Here is a 19,044-nt window from a genome sequence, read left to right on the forward strand (position 1 = left end):
GATCACCTTGCGTTGCGCGCTGCCGGTGATGCCGCGAGGTAGGCCACCGCCTGCGCGGTGCTGCCGATCTCGTTGGGATGGAAACCGGGGCGGAAGTAGCTGAAGGTGGCCCACACGATCTTGCGCATCTTCGGCAGCACACCGGCACGCACCCCGCGGTAGTAATGGTACTGGCGCTGAAAGAAGTTGTAGTGCACCGTGCAATCCTGCTTCATGATGAATCCGAACCCTCGATGGATCAGCACGAGCAGGATGGGTAGCACCACCAGCATCGCGCGGCCGCGGCGGAGATAACTGTCACCGAAATGGACCGCCACATCGTGGGCCACCGCACGGTGCTCCACTTCTTCGGCGCCATGCCAGGTGAACAGGTCGGTCATTGCGGGGTCGGCACCTGTCTCGACCCAGGTGTTGTTGAGGGCGAAATCCCCGAGGATGGCGGTGTAGTGCTCGAGCGCCGCGATCAGCCAGAGGCGTTCGATCAGGTGCTTGCGCCGGGCAACTGGTGTTCCGGAGTCCATGGGACCCAACACTTTGCGGAAGATCCATTCCATCTGCCGCTGATATGGCCGGGGGTCGATGCCGTGGATGTCCAGGAATTCCCACAGCACATGGTCGTGGGCTTCGGCGTGCATGGCCTCCTGGCCGATGAATCCGCGCATCGACGCCGCGAGCTCGTCGTCGGCGACCAGGGGCAGCGCCTCGTTGTAGGTCTGCACGAACCATCGTTCGCCCTCCGGCAGCATCAGATTGAGCACGCTGATGAAGTTCGATGCGACCGGGTGGCCGGGTATCCAGTGCAGCGGGGTCTCGGTCCAGTCGAAGGTCACGTTGCGGGCATGCAACTCGACCGGCCCGGGATCGGAGCTGTCGACATCGAGCGGTTGGCCGATCATGGGGCTACCCCGTCACTTTCCGGCGCGCGGCGATCCGCGACAGCCACGGCGCGAATCGATAGATGCAATAACCGATCGCGGCTTCCGGGGTGACCGGCACGACGGCCTTGTTGTGCACGATCGCGTCGACGATGACGCGGGCGACGCGGTCGGGTGTGAATCCCCGGCGACGGTACAGGCCGTCGAGGCGTCGCCGTTCGGCGTCCTCATCATCGGCCTGCAGGCCCGCGATCGGGGTGGCGCCGACGATGTTGGTGTCCACGATGCCGGGGCAGATCGCCGACACCCCGATCCGATGCTCGCCGAGCTCGGCGCGCAACGATTCCGAGAACAGCAGCACACCCGCCTTGGAAGCGGCATACAACCCCAGGGAGCGCTGCGGGGTGAAGGCCGCCGCCGACGCCACGTTGACGATGTGCCCGCCGATCCCGCGTTCCACCATCTGCCGGCCGAACGCCCTGCTGCCGGAGATGACCCCGCGCAGATTCACGTCGAGTAGTCGGTCGACCTGATCATCGGTGGCGGCCAACGCGCCTCCGGCCAGTCCGATCCCGGCATTGTTGACGACGAGGTCAGGAGTGCCGTGTCGATCACGCACCCGCGTGGCGAACTCGGTCACCGCCTCGACATCGGCGACGTCGACCTCGTAGGCCGCGGCCTGCGCGCCCAGTGCCTTGCTCTGCCGGGACGTCTCGTCGGCCCTGGTGAGATCGATGTCGGCGACGACCAACTCACACCCTTGCTCGGCCAGGGCGAATGCGGTCTCGCGCCCGATGCCGCTGCCGGCTCCGGTGATCACGGCCAGCTTCCCCGACAACGCCTGCGGCGCACCGAACACACGGGTGCGGTCCATTCGGGCGGCGATGTCGGGCGTCGACCGCGCGGCCTGCGTTGCGATGAAGTCGGATGCGCTGCGCACCAGATGGTCTGGGTTGGTGTAGGGCAGCCAGTGACCGGTTGGGGTAGAGCGGCGCCACAAGCGCTGCGCGTACTGGTAGGTGTCATCGAAGATCGCCGGTCGCAAGGCGATGTCGCGTTCGTTGACCAATTCGAGAGTCGGGACCAACGTCGGTCGGGCCCGCGGATCGATCAGCTTGGCGCGAATGTTGGCGCGGTACAGTCGAAGCCCTGAGATCATGTCCTGGCGCAGGGTGTCGCCGACGATCACCTGGTCACGCTCAGTGCCCTCCACCCGGTGCAGGAACTCGCGCCACACCGCCGCAGAACCGGCGACTCCGAAGAATAGCCGCGGCAGCACCGGCAGCTGGAAGAACACGGTGTATGCCGACGAACCCATCTGCGCCGCAGCGTGTCTGAGGTTGCGTGGCGTCGGGCGGCGCAGCTTCGCCCGGGCCCACGTGCCGAGCTGATCGAGGTTGGGTCCCGATACCGAGACGAAGGACGCGATCCGGTTCTCCGCGCCAGGCCGGGTGACCGCCTCCCACGCCTGCACCGACCCCCAGTCGTGGCCGATCACATGTACCGGCCGGTCGGGGCTCACGGCGTTGGCGACCGCGAACAGGTCGTCGGCGAGCCCTTCGAGCCGGTAGGCGGCATCGCCGTCGGGACGGTCGCTCTCGCCGAAGCCGCGGCAGTCGTAGGCCACGACGTGGAAGGCGTCGGCCAACGCCGGTGCGACATGTGTCCACAGATGGTGGGTGTCGGGCCAGCCATGTACGAGCAGCACCGTCGGCCGGTGCCCGTCGTCGTCGGTGGTGGCCGACCCTGCCACCTCGAAGACGGCCAATGACACGCCGTCGTTGTTGACTCGCTGTATACGCCAATCGACCATGCGACTCCCCTTCGAGACGATCGAATGGTGCTAGACGTTACCAAGCGTCACAGCAATACGTCCAGAGTTGTCTGTGACAAGGAGTCACAGTGAAGGGGCGTCGGGTGAGGACTGGTCTCGATACACCACCTCGCCTAGCGGCTCGGCGGTTACTCGACCAGCGGTTTGGTAGTTACTGCGTGGATCGAGTAGCCGCGAACGAAGTGAGTGGCGTATCGAGATCGACCAGCGGTTTGGCGGTCACTGTCGGTACGACGACAGGAAATTGCCGATCCGATCGATCGCCTCGTCGAGGTCACGCGCCCACGGCAGAGTGACGATCCGGAAGTGGTTGTGGTCGGTGAGGTTGAAGCCGGTGCCCTGCACCACCAGGATCTTCTCCTGTAGCAGCAGGTCCTGGACGAACAGCTCGTCGTTGTGGATCTCGTGCACGTTGGGGTCGAGTTTCGGGAAGGCATAGAGCGCGCCCATCGGTTTCACGCAGCTGACACCGGGGATGTTGTTGAGCTTCTCCCAGGTCACGTTGCGTTGCTCGAACAGGCGTCCGCCCGGTGCGACGAGTGCGTCGATGCTCTGGTAGCCGCCGAGGGCCACCTGGATGGCGTGCTGGCCGGGGACATTGGAGCACAGGCGAGTCGACGCGAGGATGCCGAGCCCTTCGATGAAGCCGCGCGCATGGTCCTTGGGGCCGGTCAGTACCAGCCAGCCGGCGCGGTATCCGCACACCCGGTAGGCCTTGGACAATCCGTTGAAGGTCAGGCACAACAGATCCGGCGCCAGCGAGGCGACGTTGATGTGCTCGGCGTCGTCGTAGAGGATCTTGTCGTAGATCTCGTCGGCCATGATCAGCAGCGAGTGCTGCCGGGCGAGTTCGACGAGTTGCTCGAGTACCTCGCGGGAGTAGACCGCGCCGGTCGGGTTGTTCGGGTTGATGATCACGATCGCCTTGGTGCGATCGGTGATCTTGGAAGCGATGTCGGCGACGTCGGGGTTCCAGCCGTTGTCCTCGTCGCAGCGGTAGTGCACCGGCCGACCACCCGACAGTGACGTCATCGCCGTCCACAGCGGATAGTCCGGCGCCGGGATCAACACCTCGTCGCCGTCGTTGAGCAAGGCCTGCATCGTCATGGTGATGAGCTCGGACACCCCGTTGCCGAGGATGACGTCGTCGACGTCGAAGTAGGGGAACTCGGGGAGGAGCTCGTAGCGGGTGACCACGGCGCGCCGCGCCGACAGCACCCCCGCGGACTCCGAATAGCCCTGGGAGTAGGGCAGCGCATGGATCATGTCGCGCATGATCACGTCGGGGGCCTCGAACCCGAACAGCGCCGGATTGCCGATGTTGAGCTTGAGAATCCGGTGTCCCTCGGACTCGAGCCGCGCCGCGTTCGCGTGAACCGGACCTCTGATCTCGTAGCACACGTTCTGCAGCTTCTGTGACTGCTCGAGCGGCTTGAGGTTCTGGTTCAGGTGGGATACATGCGGTCTACTCACGAGTTCAATTGTGACAGTCCAGCGCAAACGGGTTTTCCGCGACACCGTGACCACGACGACGCGGCGAGCTCACGGTGTCACAACAGATACCCCGAAGCGCCAACACCACCTTGGTTCGGTTCCAAGGTGGTGTTGGCGAATAAGGGTGGCGACCCGATGACTAGGAGTGGCCGGGCCGCTTCTTGCCCGCGGCGATGCCGAATCCCTTGGCCTTGGATGCGCCGGTCTCGGCGATCGTCTTGTCCGACGACCCGTTCGGCGACGGGGCCGATTCCTCGGCAGGCGAATCGGCTTCGGTGTCGGCTGGGGTTTCGGCCGTCTCCGGTTCCGCCGGGGGTGCGGGTTGGGTCGGCTCCGGTTCGCTCGCGGGCTCCGGTGTCGCAGGCTCTGCTGTCTCGGGAGACGGTGCGGCTGCGGCCGGTGCCGCCTTGCCGATGCCGCCGGGACGCTTCTTGCCCGCCGCCATGCCGAAGCCCTTGGCCTTGCCGGGCTTCGCTTCCGTGGCAGCAGCTGCGGAGGTCGTCGCGGATGCATCCTCGGCTGCTGCGGCCCCGCCATCGGCAGGAGACTCGGCGGTCTCCGCCGGAGCGGACGCCTCAGCCGGTGCCGCGGTCCCCGCCGGTGCCGCCGACGCGTCCGGCGCGGCGGCCTTGCCGACGCCACCGGGACGCTTCTTGCCGGCGGCCATGCCGAAGCCCTTGGCCTTCCCCGCCTTTGCCTCAGTGGCTGCGCCGCCGGAGGTCGCGGCGGTCTCGGTGTCGGCCGTGGCTGCTGCCTCGGGCGCCGATTCCGCTTCGGCCACCTTGTTCTCCGCCGGCGCGGTCACCCCCGCGGCCGGGGCCGCGGCGTTCGACGCCGCACCCGGGCGCTTGGCCTTGCCCATGCCGAAGCCCTTGGCGGCCGGCTTCTTCTCCACCGGCGGGTTGTCGGCGGAGGTGGCCGCCGCGGTGGATTCGACTGCCGCCGACGACTCGGCCTCGGCGGGCGCGGGTGCCGCGGACCCGGCGTCGGCCTTGGCCGTACCGGGCTTCTTGGCTTTGGCGCCCATGCCGAAGCCCTTGGCAGCGGGCTTCTTCTCGGCAGGCTTGCTCTCGGCGGGCTTGCTTTCGGCTGGTGCGGAATCGGCAGGCTTGGCCTCGGCCGGCGCCGTGGCCTTCGCCGACGCCCCCGGCTTCTTGCCGCCCTTCATGCCCAGGCCGACCTTCGGTTTCGGCTTGGCCTCGGTGGCCGTCGCGGTTGCCCCCGCCGCCGTCGCAGCCGCAGCCGGCTCCGGTTCGGATTCCTGCGCTGCTGCGGGCTCGGGTTCGGTGGTCGGCGCCGATGCGGGACCGAGGTACCGTCCGCCACGCTTGACCTCGGGGGCGCCGCGCTTGACCGACTCCAGCAGCAGCTGGGCCACGTCGACGACCTCGATCTTGCCTTCTTGCTCGGTATTCGCCGTGCGGGCGGTCACGCCGTCGGTGAGCATCACGCGGCAGAACGGGCAGCCGGTGGCAACCTTCTGCGGCGCATCCCCGTTCGGCGTGCCGAGAGTATCGAGCGCCTCGTCGACCCGGTCGATGTTGATGCGCTTGCCGATCTGCTCTTCCATCCACATGCGGGCGCCACCGGCACCGCAGCACATGGACCGTTCGCCGTGCCGCGGCATCTCGGTGAGGTTCGAGCCGGATGCGGCCATCAGCTCACGCGGGGCGTCGTAGACCTTGTTGTGGCGGCCCAGGTAGCAGGGGTCGTGGTAGGTGACGCCCTCGCCGAGCGGGGCGACCGGCACCAGGCGCTTCTCCCGGACCAGTTTGTTGAGCAGCTGCGTGTGGTGTACGACCTCGTACTTCGCGCCGAGCTGCGGGTACTCGTTGCCCAGCGCGTTGAAGCAGTGCGCACAGGTGACGACGATCTTCTTGCGCTGCTGCGGCGCGGTGGCGAACACCTCGCCGAGCATCTCGATGTTCTGCTGGGCGAGCATCTGGAACAGGAACTCGTTGCCCGCGCGGCGTGCGGAGTCGCCGGTACAGGTCTCGCCCTCGCCGAGCACCAGGAAGTTGACGGCCGCGACGTCGAGCAGCTCGGCGACGGCCTTGGTGGTCTTCTTCGCGCGATCCTCGTATGCGCCGGCGCAACCGACCCAGAACAGGTACTCGAAGCCTTCGAAGGTTTCCACGTCCTGGCCGAAGACCGGGATCTCGATGTCCATCTCGGAGATCCAGTTGGTGCGCGCCGAGGCGTTCTGGCCCCACGGGTTGCCCTTGTTCTCCAGGTTCTTGAACATGCCGGCGAGCTCGGTCGGGAAGTCCGACTCGATCAGCACCTGATAGCGACGCATGTCCAGGATGTGGTCGACGTGTTCGATGTCGACCGGGCACTGCTCCACGCAGGCACCGCAGGTGGTGCAGCTCCACAGGGTCTCGGTGTCGATGACGGCACCGAGGGCGGCCGGATCGAACTCGCCGTCGGCGGCCTCGATGCCGTTGCCGCCGCCCAGCGCGCCGTGCGATTCGCCGACCAGCTTGCGCGCTGCCTCGGCGCGGGCTTCCTCGGGAATCGCGTTGAGCTTGGCTTCATCGACGTTGCCGTCGGCGTCGACCAGTCCCACCTCGTCGCCGGCCATGTCCTGCTTGCCGCCCGCGAGCAGGTAGGGCGCCTTGGCGTAGCCGTGGTCGCGCAGCGACATGATCAGCAGCTTCGGCGACAGCGGCTTACCGGTGTTCCATGCCGGGCACTGACTCTGGCATCGGCCACACTCGGTGCAGGTGGTGAAGTCCAGCCAGCCCTTCCAGGAGAAGTCCTCGATCTTGCCGGCACCGAACGCGTCGACGTCGGGGTCGGCGGTCTCCATGTCGAGGACCTTGCCCTGGCTCATCATCGGCTTGAGCGCGCCCAGAGCGACGCCCCCGTCGGCCTCACGCTTGAAGTAGATGTTGACGAACGCCGCGAACCGGTGCCAGGCCACACCCCAGTTGATGTTGCGCCCGACCACGGCCAGCCAGATCATCGCCGAGAGCAGTTTGATCACGGCCATCGCCGAGACGGTCCACTCGGGCGCGCCTTCGAACGGCATCGCCAGGTAGTGCAGCGTCGGTGACGCCCAGATCGGGGCGTGCTCGATGCCCGAGGCGATCTTGAAGAACTTCACCCCGAGCATGCCCAGGCCCTCGATGATGACGACCGCTTCGACGAAATAGGCGGCACCGAAATTCGAGCCCGAGAACCGCGACAGGCGCTCCGGGACACGGGGGTGGTTGAGCTGGCGCACGATCACCAGTGCGACACCGCCGATGACAGTGGCCCAGCCCAGGACCTCCTCGGCCAGCACGTAGGGGCCCCAGGTGCCCAGCCACGGCCAGTGGAAGTGCGGATCGAAGGCCTGCCCGTAGGCCTCGAAGACGAAGATGAAGCCGAGTAGGAAGCCCACCATCACCAGCCAGTGCGCCCAACCGACGGTTCGGAACTTCGCCATCCTGGTGTGCGCAGCGAACTCGACGACGACCGTCTTGATACGCGGCAGGATCGGGAAGATTCGCGCTGAGTCGATCTTCTGGCCGTGGCTGATGGTGCGGACCATCTTCCCGACGCCCTGGAAGAAGATCGCCCAGCAGACGAGACTGACGAGGGTCGTGATGGTACCGATGGCGATCGTCGTGGAAGTCACGGGCGCGTCCCGGCCTTTCTTTGGGTCGGCATCGGCCCATCTGCGCAGGGCTTTGGCGCACGCGGGCCGACGTGTACTACAGGTAACCGTAGTTCCTGGCGGTGGATCGGCGCTGCCAAGGCTGACCTAACTAACGCTCGGTGTCCACCGCCGTGGTCCACTGGATAATACTCGCGAGTAACTTACTGTCGAGTCAGGTCGCGGTAGGTGGCGCTTCTTGTGGCAAGCGTCACCGGAGGGGAGCGGCGATGCGGGTCTCATGGGGTGGATCTCATGGGACCGACCTCAGCGGGCGAACCCCGGCGACCTTCTCCAGATCGTCGAGCGCGGTGTCGAGGTGGGTGAGGATGCGCTGCAGGCTCGGCAGTTCCTTGCGAGCGCCGATCAATCCGAAATTCACTTGATCGGCGGTGGTGGTGAGGGTGATGTTGAGCGCTTGCCCGTGCATCGCGATCGACACCGGATAGCAGCCGTCGAGGGCCGCACCATTCCAGTACATCGGCCGCGACGGACCGGGCACATTGCTGATCAGCACATTGAACTGCGGCGGTGTGGATCGAACGAATCCCGGGATGGGCGCCAGCGCCAGCGGAGCGAATGTCGCCGCACCGAACGCCAGTGCCTGCAGCGGTGAGAGCCCGCGAATCACCTGTTTGGCCTTGCGGGTGGAGGCGATCACGGCGGCGAGGCGGCGCTCCGGGTCGGGCTGATCGGTCGCGAGATTCGCCATGATGGCGGTGACCGCGTTGCCCTCGGAGCTCTTGTCGGTGCGCGTCGAGACCGGCATCGCCGCGATCAGCGGGTCATCCGGAAGCGCGTCCTGGTCGATCAGGTAGGCGCGCAACGCGCCGGCGCACATTGTGACGACGACGTCATTGAGGGTGATGTCGAGCGCCTGACCGACCGCATCGAGGCGCTGCCGCGGCCACTGTTGGGCGGCGAATCGGCGAGCACTGCCGATCGGGACGTCGAGGATCGTCTTGGGTGCGGGCACGAACGGCGGCGCGAAGGCGTCGTCGGTGATCCCCGCCCATGCGATCTTCGCTGCGGCCGGACCGGCGCCCACGATCTGCCCCGTCAGGTTCAGCGCCTGACCGAGCGGGGCGGTGAGCCGCGAGCGCACGGAAGCGCCGGTGGTCTCGCGGGGCGGTCGGCGGCGCAGCAGTGCGGTGTCCCACCACGCGGTCCCGGTGCGGTCGTTGGGATCCGGCGACAGCGAGTTCTCCAACAGTCGCAGTGCGGAGATCCCGTCGACCAGTGAGTGATGGATCTTGGTGTAGATCGCCACCCGGCCATCGTCGAGGCCTTCGATGATGTGCAGTTCCCACATCGGCCGGGTGCGGTCGAGCAGCGCGCTGTGGTTGAGCGACACATAGCGCAGTAGTTCGCGGATCCGGCCCGGACGGGGTAGGACCGCGCGTCGGACGTGATAGTCGACGTCGATCTCGTCGTCGTACGACCAGGCCAGCGTCCCGAGCAGCGCGGCCGGTGACGCCGGGCGTTTGCGAAACAGTGGCCGAATGTCCGCGCATGAGTGAAACGTCTCGACGATTTCCTCGGCGAGCTCGGTCGCCGACTGCCCCTCGCGCGGGATGAACAATTGCAGTCCACCCGCATGCATCGGCTGTTCCCGGGTCTCGGCGATGAGGAACATCGATTCGGTGACCGGCATGTAGGGCATCGTTAGGACCTCCCGGGATCATCGAGCAGGGTGCTCCGCGACAATGCGTTGTTCCAGTATCGGCCCGGGTCCACGCCGCGCGGGCGTTTTCGGCCACTTGAGTTGGTGGGGTTCGTGTCACGGGGATCGGTGGCTGCGCTCGGGTATCGTGATCCCCGATGCAGTCGGCGGCGCGGTGGGTGGTGCTTATCGGGTTGGTGGCGGTGGAACTGATCGTCACCAGTGCGGGGACCTGGATCTATTTCGCTTCCGCCGGAAGGGTTCTCGAGATCGACGACGTGCCGGCCGGGTCCACTGCCCTCGTTCTGGGGTCGCTCGTCGAGGACGGTACACCCGGTTCCTACGTCCAGGGCCGCCTCGACACCGCTGTCGAACTCTACGAATCGGGCCGGGTCAGCCGCATCATCAACTCGGGTAACGGCACTGCCGCGGCCGGCGACGAACCAGCGGTGATGCGCCGCGACCTCAAGTCACGCGGTGTCCCGGCCGACGTCATCGTCGACGACCCGCTGGGTATGGACACCGATGCCAGCTGCCGCCGCGTCCACGACGACTTCGGCCTGCGCGCCGTGGTGATCGTCACCCAGGACTTCCACCTCACCCGCGCCATCGCACTGTGCCGGGCGCATGGGGTCGACGCGACCGGAGTCACGGCTCGGTGTGAGTGCGCCACCTGGACTGTCGTCCGCAACCATTTGCGCGAACTGCTGCTGGCGAGACCCCGTGCGTTGCTGGGATTGCCGGTTCGCGGCTCTCTGTTCTCGGCGGCTCGGTAGGCCGCAATCCGTCGACGCCTGGCAGTCAGATGAGGCCCACCGGCCCGGCCGGCGTCACGCCGCGGTGCGTCGCAGGCGCAGTCGGGGGCGACCGGTGAGATACACCGAACCGGGCAGGCGACGCAGTAGCTCCATCAACAGCAGCGAACCGGCGATGGTGAGCACGTAGGTGCCGATCGTGCCCCACGGCTGACCGAGGGTGGCCAGAATCCACGGCTGATCGCCGGACTGCGGTTTCAGTACGAAATACAACACCAGCACATGTGCCAGGAACACCCCGAACGACCGGTTGGAGGCGAAGGCGACGACGCGGGCGAACCGAGGCGTGAACTCGCGCCACGTCTTTCCCCAGTGTGCGGCCGCCGCGTAGAGGCAGGTGATGGCCACGATCAGAAAAGGCAACAGCCACGGGAAGAACGCGGAGTCGTGGTCGTGCACGGGCTGCCCGCCGAACCAGACGCCGCCGAGGTAGATGCCCACGGCGAGCGTGCCGGTCGCGACCAGCGCACCGAACAGCCACCACCCCTTGCCCTGCAGCCACCGGCCGATGGCGTCGCGGTGCACCGCGGCCACCGCGCCGTAGAGGATGAAGAACTGATACGGCACGAAGGTCGCGTAGTGATGCCACCAGTACTCGGCGACCGTCGGCGGGGGCGTCCACCAGGTGATCGTTATGGTGATGGCGACCTGCACGGCCAGGCTGGCGCCCAGCAACAGCGCGTGGCGGCCGGCGGTACGCCGCACCAGCCACAGGATGAGCGGAAAGAGTAGGTACACCTGCAGCATTACGAACAGGAAGTACATCTGGAAGCCCGACAGCCCCCAGGCCGCGAGCTCGGCGAACTCGCGGAGACCGCCGATCGGGTCGGCGGCCAGCTCGCCGATTCGGCCGCGCGCCCACACCTGCTGCACCAACCAGTAGATGGCCGACCAGATGAGGTACGGGAAGATCACCAACTTGATGCGGCGCCGCCAGAACGTCGTGGTTTGGAAGTCGGCCTTGTCGTAGTTCTGATACATCAACACGAAACCGGTGAGGGCGAAGAACGTGTTGCGGGTGAAGTGCAGCAGCAACGAGGTGGTGTTGACCGGCAGGTTGTTGAATTCGTCGGTGGTCTGGGTCAGGCAATGCACAAAGATGACCAGCGAGAATGTGGTCGCGCGGATGAGATCGAGATGGTGGAGGTAGGCACGTTTGCCGACCCGGTGGATTGTCGCGGCGGCCCTTGCCGCGCTGGTGTCAGTGGGAGCGGACTCACCGCCGGTGGACGTGGAGTCCCCGTCGTCGTGCCGTGGTGTGTAGGTCGTCATGCGTGTGCCAGGGCCCCAAAACCGTTCGATGGCCGATCCGCCGTGGCGCGGATCGCGTCGCTCAAGTTAGCAACCCGACCTGGGTGCAGGCTGAGGCGTCGTCGCCGGCCATCCCGCGGGCTGCATCCCATTGTCGGTGGTGTCGCGTGTCACCACCACTGCAGCGCCGGGCCGAGGTCGGCGTCGAGCGCGGGGACGAGACTGCGCACGAATGTCGCCGACAGGTGGTGATAGTCATGCCAGAGCAGGATGTTGCCGACCACCGCCGGACAGTAGGTGGGGTCGCACATGGCGTCGGTGTAGTCGAGGAAACTCATGTTCGGGTAGTCGGCCGCGATCGCCTGGGCCGGGTCGGTGGGGGCGAGCGCCACTTCGCGCGCAACCCCGCACACCTCGGGTTTCTTGCCTTCGGCCAGACATTCCGGTGGTGTCAGCTTGCCGTGCGCCCATGGGTTGTCGCGCACGGCGACTACCCGCTGACCGCGGTCGCGGAACTCGGCGAAGATGTCCTTGTAGTCCTGCGGGACGAAGTCGCCGCGAGCCCCCTTGCCCTCCACCGGGCGGGTCGAGTTGGTGAACACCACGTCCGGTTTGTCGACGGCAAGGCGGTCCATCACGCGCCGCGACCAGTCGTTGCACTGGTAGTACTTCTGGCCGAACCAGATGAAGACGTGGCTGGTGGTGAGCGCGCAACCTACCTTGAGGTAGGTCGTCACCTTGAAGCCGCGTTGTTTGCCGACGGCGTCGAGCGCGGTGATCCAGTACTCGGCGTGTGAACCGCCGACGAGGGCGACGGTTCGGGTCGCGTTGGGGTCGCCGTAGACGCCGACCTTGATCGACGGGTCCTTCCATCCGGAAATCACCGAGTCGTAGGAGGTGATCGGCCAGTCTTTGTCGACGACCTCGGGGCTGGGCTGCGGATCGACCTTCGGCACCGCCGCGCCGTCGAGGAAGGCCCGGGCACCCGGGTAGAGCCGCGGGTCGAGGTTCTCGGTGTTGACCGTCGCGTTGGCCGCGTCGCGCTGCCAGACGACGGCGGTGGTGCCGGCGATCACGGTGGCGATGACGATCAGCGCGACCAGGCCGCGTCGGACGCCTCGGGAAATGCCGCTGGTGCGACCGGCCCGCAGCGGCGCTTCGATGAAACGGGTGGTGGCCCACGCCAGCACCACCGATACCGCGAGGATGCCGGTTCCCTCGAGCCAGTTCACGTCGTCCTGGTAACGCCAGCTCAAGTAGAAGATCAGCAGCGGCCAATGCCACAGGTAGAGGGCGTAGGCGATGGAGCCGAGCCACACCAGACGGGGGTGGGCCAGGCCGCGGCTGACCGCCCCCGGCGCCGAGGTCGCATCCGGCAACGTGGTCGCCGAACCGGTCCAGATCAGCAGCAGGGTGGCGCCCACCGGCACCAGTGCCATCGCGCCGGGATAGGCCTGCACGCCGGAGATCCACCAGCCGCAGGTGACGATCAGCCCCAGCGCGATGATGCCGAGCGCGTTGCGCAGCCACCCCGGCATCCGTACCCGCGGTATCCACACGGCGAGCAGGCCGCCGGCAAGGGGCTCCCACAGTCGGGCGACGGTGTCGTAGTAGTTGAACGGTTGGTTGATGCCGTGCCGGTAGTTGGCCCAGGCGAAGGACACCAGCGCCACGGCCAGCAGCGACCCGCCCACGACGGCTCGGATGGCCGTCGGGTTGGCGAATACGGTGAATCGGCGCGACAACGCCCGCAGCACCCCACCCAAGGCGAGTGCGCTCAGCAGCGTCAGTAGGAAGAACTGTCCCTGCATCGACATCGACCACAGGTGCTGCAATGGGCTGATCGCCGAATCGGCGGCCTGATAGTCCTGCGAATCGAACGCAAGATGCCAGTTCTGGTAGTACAGCGCGCTGGCCTGGATCTCTGAACCCAGCGGACCCCACCGGGTCTTCGGCATGATCAGCGCGATCATCGCGGTTACGAAGACCAACACCACCAGCAGCGCCGGCAGGAGTCGGCGCACCAGCCGCCACAACCGCGGCCACGGGTCGATCGCGCGGCGCCACGACACCGTCGCCGGCTGGGTGGCCACCACGTGTTTGAGCAGTGATGCGACAAAGAAGTAGCCCGACAGGGTCAGGAACACGTCGACGCCGCCGGACACGCGGCCGAACCACACGTGGAAGATGGCCACCAACGCGATCGCCACACCGCGCAGGCCGTCGAGGTCATGCCGATATCCCGAGGTGTTGCCGGTGGCGGCATCCTCGTTGGGGGTCCGGGTAGGGGTGACGGCCGTGCTCACAGCCAGGGATGTTACGGGGCGCGGCCGCCAGAACCCGCATTTGGCGGCGACACTCCCGGGCTGTTGTGGGTGGTCAGCGGCGTCATTCGCGACCAACCTCACAAACCGGTCACACCCCGGAGGGCTTCGCCTATGCGCAACGTTTCGTCGGTGCCGTCGACGGGGACTCTGGGCTCATCTGATTCCGACAGCAAGGGGCCTGACATGACCGACCCGGAATCGACCAACGGCGGGGGCGTCCCGGAGGGTCACGAGGAGCAGCCGGACCCGCGTTCGGCCCGCGAGACCGTGGACCGACTCGAGGAGGAAGTGGTCAATCCGCCCACCGAGGAGACGACCGTCGACCCCGAGGCCGCCACCGATTCCGAGACCGGTGACCCGGACAGTCCCGAGGCCGGCGATGCCGAGCCGCCGGACTGATCATCGGTCTGGAGTGAGGTGAACGTGTCGGATTTCGACACGTTCACCTCACTGTCCGATGTGGACGCCCGGCACCGCCGGTAGAGCATGTATCGAAAGCGCGTCTGGTGGGTACGCTCGCCCGCGATATGGACAAAGCACCCACACCACGACGCCCCGACGGACTGCGCATCGTGACCGAACCCGGCTTGCCTGCGGCCCTTGTCGACCACGCCGATCTGCGTATTCATCAAATCCTCGAGGACAGCGCCGTCACCTACCGCGAGTTCGCGGTCACCGAGCAGACATCTCTGCACATGTCGCCGCAGGGTGACCTCGATTCGGGCTGGGCCGGAGAAGCAGCAGGTGAATCCGATGCGGTGATCTTCGTGACCGAACTGCCGCGCGCGCAAGGGCGCGATGTGGTGGTCGTCGAGCTCGACCACACGCGGTCGGCGGCGGTGATCTGTACGCCGGCACTGGGCCTGTTGCCGTCGCGCGCCTTTGTCGCGTGCATTGAGGCGGTCCTCGCAAGGCTGGCCGGTGGACCGCGTGACGCTACCGGGCCGGTGGGTGGTCGCTGGCGCAGCGAGGACAACGGGGACACGGAGCTGTTGATCGCCCGCGGTATCTCGAGCCGGGTGCGGTTGATCTGCGGAATGATCCGCGGAAATCGACCCTGGCGGATGATTCCCACCCTGACCGGGATGACCGCAGCAGCAGCCGCGACGGCGTCATTCGGCGTCTTCTTCTCGTCGATCTGGTCGATGGCCAACGCGCTGAGCCCGGTACGTCTGAGCCTGATCAGCGTGCTGTCGATCGCCATGGCGTCGGTCTGGCTGATCGTCAACAATCGGCTCTGGGAAACCGCCGGGGTGATGCCCAGGTGGCGGCGTGTGCTGTACAACACCGCGACCATCGGGACGGTCGGATTCAGCGCCATGGTGCTCTACGTCGGATTGTTCGGCGCGACGCTCGTCGCCGCATTGGTGGTGATCGAGTCGGATTTCATGGGCCAGACGCTCGGGCAAGACGTCGGAATCCGCGAATACGCTTATCTGGCGTGGTTGGCGACATCGATGGGTATGGTCGCCGGCGGATTGGGGTCCAGTACGGATAGCTATGACGACGTCCTGCGGGCCACCTACGGGCATCGTGAGCGCATCCGTCGTCAGCGCGCCGACGAACGGGAGCGACGCCGAGAGGAGTCGTGACGCCCTCGGGTGGTGACCCGCGGTACGCGCGCGGTTGAGGTTTTGGTTCCGCCGCCGAGGGGTAACAGTCGAGGGGTAACAATGGTTCGATTGCACCGAGACCGTCGTTTGAGGAGATTTCCAGTGGCCGACTTCGGAGGGATCACCGACGAGCACTCTGTGATCGACGTGATCACGGAGGCTGCTGCAGCCCCGGTGAAACTGTCGGTCGCCGCCGATGCCGATCGCTTGACTATCGTGCGGTCGGTGGTGGAACGGACCCTCTTCGTCGACGACTGGAACGTCGACGACGTGGCCGATGTGAAACTCGGCGTCGACGAGATCTGTTCGCAGCTGATCGCGGCCGCAGAACCCGGCAGCTGCATCGAGGTAGCGGTCGCGGCCGGCCCAGTCGGAGCGATTGTTCAGATCGACGGCTGGCCGGAGGGTGATTTCGAGGTCGACACCAACGGATTCGGTTGGCGCGTGGTGGAAACGGTCACCGACGCCCAATCCGTCGCTTATGTGGGGGACGGGCGTCGGCGTCAGGTCGTGGTGCGGGTGGCCAAGAGTCGTACGCCCTGACCACTGATCCGACCAACTTGGCCGACGCCGGGTTGGTCGGATCAATGATCGGGTGTCTACGCGCTCAGCGCGTTGCCCGCATCCTCCATTGTTTCGTACACGGCGATGAAATCGGTCAGTCCGCACGCCTCGAGCGGACGCGCAACCACGCGTGGGCACACCATGGCCACCGGGATGTGCAGATCAGCTGCATCAGAGGCGAAACGCGCCAAGACCGGAAGGCCCGAGGCGCCGAAGAAACCGATTCCGGTCATGTCGAGCACCACGCATTCGGGGTCTCGGCTGATCACCCGGTCCAACGCTGCCGCGAAGTCGGCGGCGCTGTCCATGTCGATCTCACCGGAGAAGCGTTGCACACAAAAGGAATTGTCTGCCCGCAGGCCGGCGGTTGAAGTGCGGTGACGCGACTCTGCGGCGGTGTGCGACGGCTGGAAGGTGGTTTGAGTGTCGAGGTTCATCGAGCACGCCCGTTCATATCGGGATGAGCGCGAGCGACCCGGCATCGACAAGGTCGTTCGCCTGCAGCTTTTCACTGAACCGCTTCGTCTACCGTACGGCGACGACGTCTGCGCAGCAACCCGTGTTTCCAAACGGTTCGCGCGGGGTAGTCGATAGTGTCTCAATCGTCGATACGCCACAGTCGACACCCAACGCCACGCAGATCGGAGGGCTCGCTTGCAGTCGTCGCCATCGGCCGAACAGGGGTCGGCCGTGCACTCGGAATCGGAAGGTGATTCCGCGTCCGAGACCGTCGGCAACGCACTCGACGACAGTTCATCTGCGCCCCGTCGGAGCTCGACAAACGACGATTACGCCGATGTGCCGGGATCTTTGCAGCGCATGCACGAGCAGTCCGATGACGAGCAGCGGGCAGCGCTGCGCGCGCAGATCGTCGAGCGATGTCTGCCCCTGGCCGAGCACGTCGCCCGTCGCTTCAGTGACCGCGGCGAAGCGTTCGAGGACCTGTTGCAGGTGGCGCGTGTAGGTGTGGTCAACGCCGTGGATCGGTTCGATGCGGATCGGGGCAACAGCTTCCTGTCTTTCGCCGTGCCCACGGTGATGGGTGAGGTTCGGCGGCACTTCCGCGACACCATGTGGTCGATGCGGGTGCCGCGACGGGCCAAGGAGACGTCGCTGCGCATAGGGCGGGCGAGCGACGAACTCGTACAGCAACTGGGTCGGTCGCCGCGGCCGACAGAACTGGCTGCGCATCTGGACATGCCGGTCGATGAGGTCATCGACGGGCTGATGGCGCGCTCGGCCTACAACGCCATGTCCATCGACGCCGAGCCGGAGGGCGACGACGACAGTCGTTCCATCCGGGACACACTGGGTGAGGAGGACGAGCGCTTCGACCAGGTGGAAGAGTTCGTGATGCTGCGCCCGGCGCTGGAGAAGCTACCGGAGCGGGAGCGAGAGATACTGTCGCTGCGGTTCTTTCACTCCATGTCCCAAAGTGAGATCGCTGCCAAGGTGGGGATCTCCCAGATGCATGTGTCGCGGTTGCTTTCGCGCACGTTGACCCAACTGCGCGCGGAGATGGCGCCGAAGGGCGCCGCGGCGGGCCCCGATGGCGAGGCAGCCGCCGCGGCAGCGACCGAGGCGTGAGCCGACGATCTCTCCGGGGACGATCAGGGCTTCAGGATCACCTTGACCGCTCCATCGGCCTTGCGCTGGAAGATGTCGTAGGCATGCGGCGCATCCTCCAACGGCAACTCGTGTGACGCAAAGGAATCCACCCCCAGTGGATCGTCGTCGCCGAGCAACGGCATGATGGACGGCACCCACTTCTTCACGTTCGCCTGGCCCATCCGGATCTGTATCTGCTTGTCGAACAACGTCATCAGCGGTAGTGGGTCGGCCGTGCCACCGTACACGCCGATCAGCGACAATGTCCCACCGCGACGGACGATGTCGATCGCGGAGTAGAGCGCGGACAGCCGGTCGAGGCCGGCATGCTGCATCAGCGGTTCGGCAACGGCGTCGGGCATGGCGCCGACGATCCGCTGCATCATCTTGTTGACCGGCGAACCGTGGGCTTCCATGCCGACCGCGTCGATGACGGCATCGGTGCCGCGCCCCTGGGTGCGCTCGCGGATCTCGCTGCCGAGGTCGTCGACCCGATCGAGGTCGATCGTAGTGATGCCACGAGATTCGGCCCGTGCCAACCGTTCCGGTACTCGATCGACACCGAACACCTGTGCTCCGCGGTGCTGGGCGATACGCGCGGCCATGTCCCCGATCGGCCCGAGGCCGAGGACGGTGACCGACCCACCCGGCGGGATGTCGGCGTACTCGACTGCCTGCCAGGCGGTGGGCAGCACATCCGACAGGTAGACGTAGCGCGAATCGGGGGCATCGCCGGGCACCTTGATATGGGTGAACTGCGCCTGAGGTACCCGAAGATACTCCGCCTGACCACCAGGCACGGATCCGTAGAGCTCCGAGTAGCCGAACAGGGCCGCGCCGCTGCCCTGTTCACGCACCTGCGTCGTCTCGCACTGGGTGTACAGGTCCTGAGAGCACATATAGCAACTGCCACAGGAAATCTGGAATGGGATCACCACCCGGTCGCCGACGCTCAGATCGCCGACATCGCTGCCGACTTCCTCCACGATGCCCATGGGTTCGTGGCCGAGAATGTCGCCGGGATTCATGAACGCGCCCAGGACCTCGTAGAGATGGAGATCGGAGCCGCAGATATTGGTCGAGCTCACCTTGATGATGGCATCGGAGGGTTCCTCGATCTTCGGATCGGGAACGGTGTCCACACTGACATTTCGCTTGCCCTGCCATGTGACTGCGCGCATCGCGTCACTCCTGTCTCCGGTCCGCGCTGCGGAGCCCGGTCGATGTCGGTTCGTGGTGAGAGTGCCCACCAGATGGTGGGGGCAAACACTTCTCGGTCACGTGTCGCAACGGTTTGTGCCCGCCGCGGCGCGGGTAAGCGTTGAAGCGTGAGTAGCGAGAAACCACACGCAGAGAA

14 protein-coding genes are annotated in these 19,044 nt (G+C 66.3%); 5 read left to right on the top strand and 9 right to left on the bottom strand.

From position 1 onward, the window contains the following. Positions 1 to 2: 2 nt before the first annotated feature. From L1892_RS02835 to L1892_RS02855, 5 genes are all read right to left on the bottom strand, one after another. Positions 3 to 896: a metal-dependent hydrolase gene (locus L1892_RS02835; RefSeq protein ID WP_235721906.1), complete on the bottom strand. Its 894-nt coding sequence runs from the start codon at positions 894 to 896 to the stop codon at positions 3 to 5. A 4-nt stretch (positions 897 to 900) separates the two neighbouring features. After that, the gene (locus tag L1892_RS02840; protein WP_235721907.1) at positions 901 to 2,688 is read right to left on the bottom strand and encodes an SDR family oxidoreductase; all 1,788 of its coding nucleotides are present in this window, start codon (positions 2,686 to 2,688) and stop codon (positions 901 to 903) included. Between the two features lie 240 nt (positions 2,689 to 2,928). After that, on the bottom strand, positions 2,929 to 4,182 hold the full coding sequence (locus tag L1892_RS02845) for a pyridoxal phosphate-dependent aminotransferase (RefSeq protein WP_235721908.1): 1,254 nt from the start codon (positions 4,180 to 4,182) through the stop codon (positions 2,929 to 2,931). 160 nt (positions 4,183 to 4,342) lie between these two features. Beyond that, the gene (locus tag L1892_RS02850; RefSeq protein WP_235721909.1) at positions 4,343 to 7,828 is read right to left on the bottom strand and encodes a (Fe-S)-binding protein; all 3,486 of its coding nucleotides are present in this window, start codon (positions 7,826 to 7,828) and stop codon (positions 4,343 to 4,345) included. A 271-nt stretch (positions 7,829 to 8,099) separates the two neighbouring features. Continuing rightward, complete coding sequence (locus tag L1892_RS02855; RefSeq protein WP_235721910.1) at positions 8,100 to 9,509, bottom strand: WS/DGAT/MGAT family O-acyltransferase; 1,410 nt, start codon at positions 9,507 to 9,509, stop codon at positions 8,100 to 8,102. 158 nt (positions 9,510 to 9,667) lie between these two features. Between L1892_RS02855 and L1892_RS02860 the strand changes: the two genes are divergently transcribed. Beyond that, a complete protein-coding gene (locus L1892_RS02860; protein WP_235721911.1) occupies positions 9,668 to 10,285 on the top strand; it encodes a SanA/YdcF family protein in 618 nt (205 codons plus the stop codon). 54 nt (positions 10,286 to 10,339) lie between these two features. Here L1892_RS02860 and L1892_RS02865 read toward each other — a convergent pair whose 3' ends face one another. Both L1892_RS02865 and L1892_RS02870 read right to left on the bottom strand, forming a co-directional pair. Continuing rightward, a complete protein-coding gene (locus L1892_RS02865; protein WP_235721912.1) occupies positions 10,340 to 11,596 on the bottom strand; it encodes an acyltransferase in 1,257 nt (418 codons plus the stop codon). A gap of 149 nt (positions 11,597 to 11,745) precedes the next feature. Beyond that, on the bottom strand, positions 11,746 to 13,881 hold the full coding sequence (locus tag L1892_RS02870; protein ID WP_235721913.1) for an acyltransferase family protein: 2,136 nt from the start codon (positions 13,879 to 13,881) through the stop codon (positions 11,746 to 11,748). Between the two features lie 204 nt (positions 13,882 to 14,085). Between L1892_RS02870 and L1892_RS02875 the strand changes: the two genes are divergently transcribed. The 3 genes from L1892_RS02875 (at position 14,086) to L1892_RS02885 (ending at position 16,058) form a co-directional block, all read left to right on the top strand. Then, a complete protein-coding gene (locus L1892_RS02875; protein ID WP_235721914.1) occupies positions 14,086 to 14,301 on the top strand; it encodes a hypothetical protein in 216 nt (71 codons plus the stop codon). A gap of 128 nt (positions 14,302 to 14,429) precedes the next feature. After that, positions 14,430 to 15,494, top strand: coding sequence for a hypothetical protein (locus tag L1892_RS02880; protein ID WP_235721915.1), 1,065 nt, complete (start codon positions 14,430 to 14,432; stop codon positions 15,492 to 15,494). 123 nt (positions 15,495 to 15,617) lie between these two features. Beyond that, the gene (locus L1892_RS02885; protein ID WP_235721916.1) at positions 15,618 to 16,058 is read left to right on the top strand and encodes an anti-sigma factor; all 441 of its coding nucleotides are present in this window, start codon (positions 15,618 to 15,620) and stop codon (positions 16,056 to 16,058) included. Between the two features lie 56 nt (positions 16,059 to 16,114). Here L1892_RS02885 and L1892_RS02890 read toward each other — a convergent pair whose 3' ends face one another. Continuing rightward, positions 16,115 to 16,516 carry an STAS domain-containing protein gene (locus tag L1892_RS02890; protein ID WP_235721917.1) on the bottom strand — a complete coding sequence of 134 codons (402 nt, stop codon included), beginning with the start codon at positions 16,514 to 16,516 and terminating at the stop codon, positions 16,115 to 16,117. A 382-nt stretch (positions 16,517 to 16,898) separates the two neighbouring features. On the opposite strand from L1892_RS02890, the gene L1892_RS02895 reads away from it, so the two are divergent. Then, positions 16,899 to 17,666 carry a SigB/SigF/SigG family RNA polymerase sigma factor gene (locus L1892_RS02895; RefSeq protein WP_235722017.1) on the top strand — a complete coding sequence of 256 codons (768 nt, stop codon included), beginning with the start codon at positions 16,899 to 16,901 and terminating at the stop codon, positions 17,664 to 17,666. A 23-nt stretch (positions 17,667 to 17,689) separates the two neighbouring features. Here the strand turns inward: L1892_RS02895 and L1892_RS02900 are convergent, their stop codons facing one another. Then, positions 17,690 to 18,868, bottom strand: a complete 1,179-nt coding sequence (locus tag L1892_RS02900; RefSeq protein ID WP_235721918.1) for a zinc-dependent alcohol dehydrogenase — start codon at positions 18,866 to 18,868, stop codon at positions 17,690 to 17,692. Positions 18,869 to 19,044: the final 176 nt, after the last annotated feature.

It is taken from the genome of Gordonia tangerina, assembly GCF_021556435.1.
GTDB lineage: Bacteria > Actinomycetota > Actinomycetes > Mycobacteriales > Mycobacteriaceae > Gordonia > Gordonia tangerina.

What these genes read in the sequence shown, in the direction of transcription:
- L1892_RS02835 (WP_235721906.1), bottom strand. Translation starts at nt 896, where the DNA reads ATGATCGGCCAACCGCTCGATGTCGACAGCTCCGATCCCGGGCCGGTC.
- L1892_RS02840 (WP_235721907.1), bottom strand. Translation starts at nt 2,688, where the DNA reads ATGGTCGATTGGCGTATACAGCGAGTCAACAACGACGGCGTGTCATTG.
- L1892_RS02855 (WP_235721910.1), bottom strand. Translation starts at nt 9,509, where the DNA reads ATGCCCTACATGCCGGTCACCGAATCGATGTTCCTCATCGCCGAGACC.
- L1892_RS02860 (WP_235721911.1), top strand. Translation starts at nt 9,668, where the DNA reads ATGCAGTCGGCGGCGCGGTGGGTGGTGCTTATCGGGTTGGTGGCGGTG.
- L1892_RS02865 (WP_235721912.1), bottom strand. Translation starts at nt 11,596, where the DNA reads ATGACGACCTACACACCACGGCACGACGACGGGGACTCCACGTCCACC.
- L1892_RS02875 (WP_235721914.1), top strand. Translation starts at nt 14,086, where the DNA reads ATGACCGACCCGGAATCGACCAACGGCGGGGGCGTCCCGGAGGGTCAC.
- L1892_RS02880 (WP_235721915.1), top strand. Translation starts at nt 14,430, where the DNA reads ATGGACAAAGCACCCACACCACGACGCCCCGACGGACTGCGCATCGTG.
- L1892_RS02890 (WP_235721917.1), bottom strand. Translation starts at nt 16,516, where the DNA reads ATGAACCTCGACACTCAAACCACCTTCCAGCCGTCGCACACCGCCGCA.
- L1892_RS02895 (WP_235722017.1), top strand. Translation starts at nt 16,899, where the DNA reads ATGCACGAGCAGTCCGATGACGAGCAGCGGGCAGCGCTGCGCGCGCAG.
- L1892_RS02900 (WP_235721918.1), bottom strand. Translation starts at nt 18,868, where the DNA reads ATGCGCGCAGTCACATGGCAGGGCAAGCGAAATGTCAGTGTGGACACC.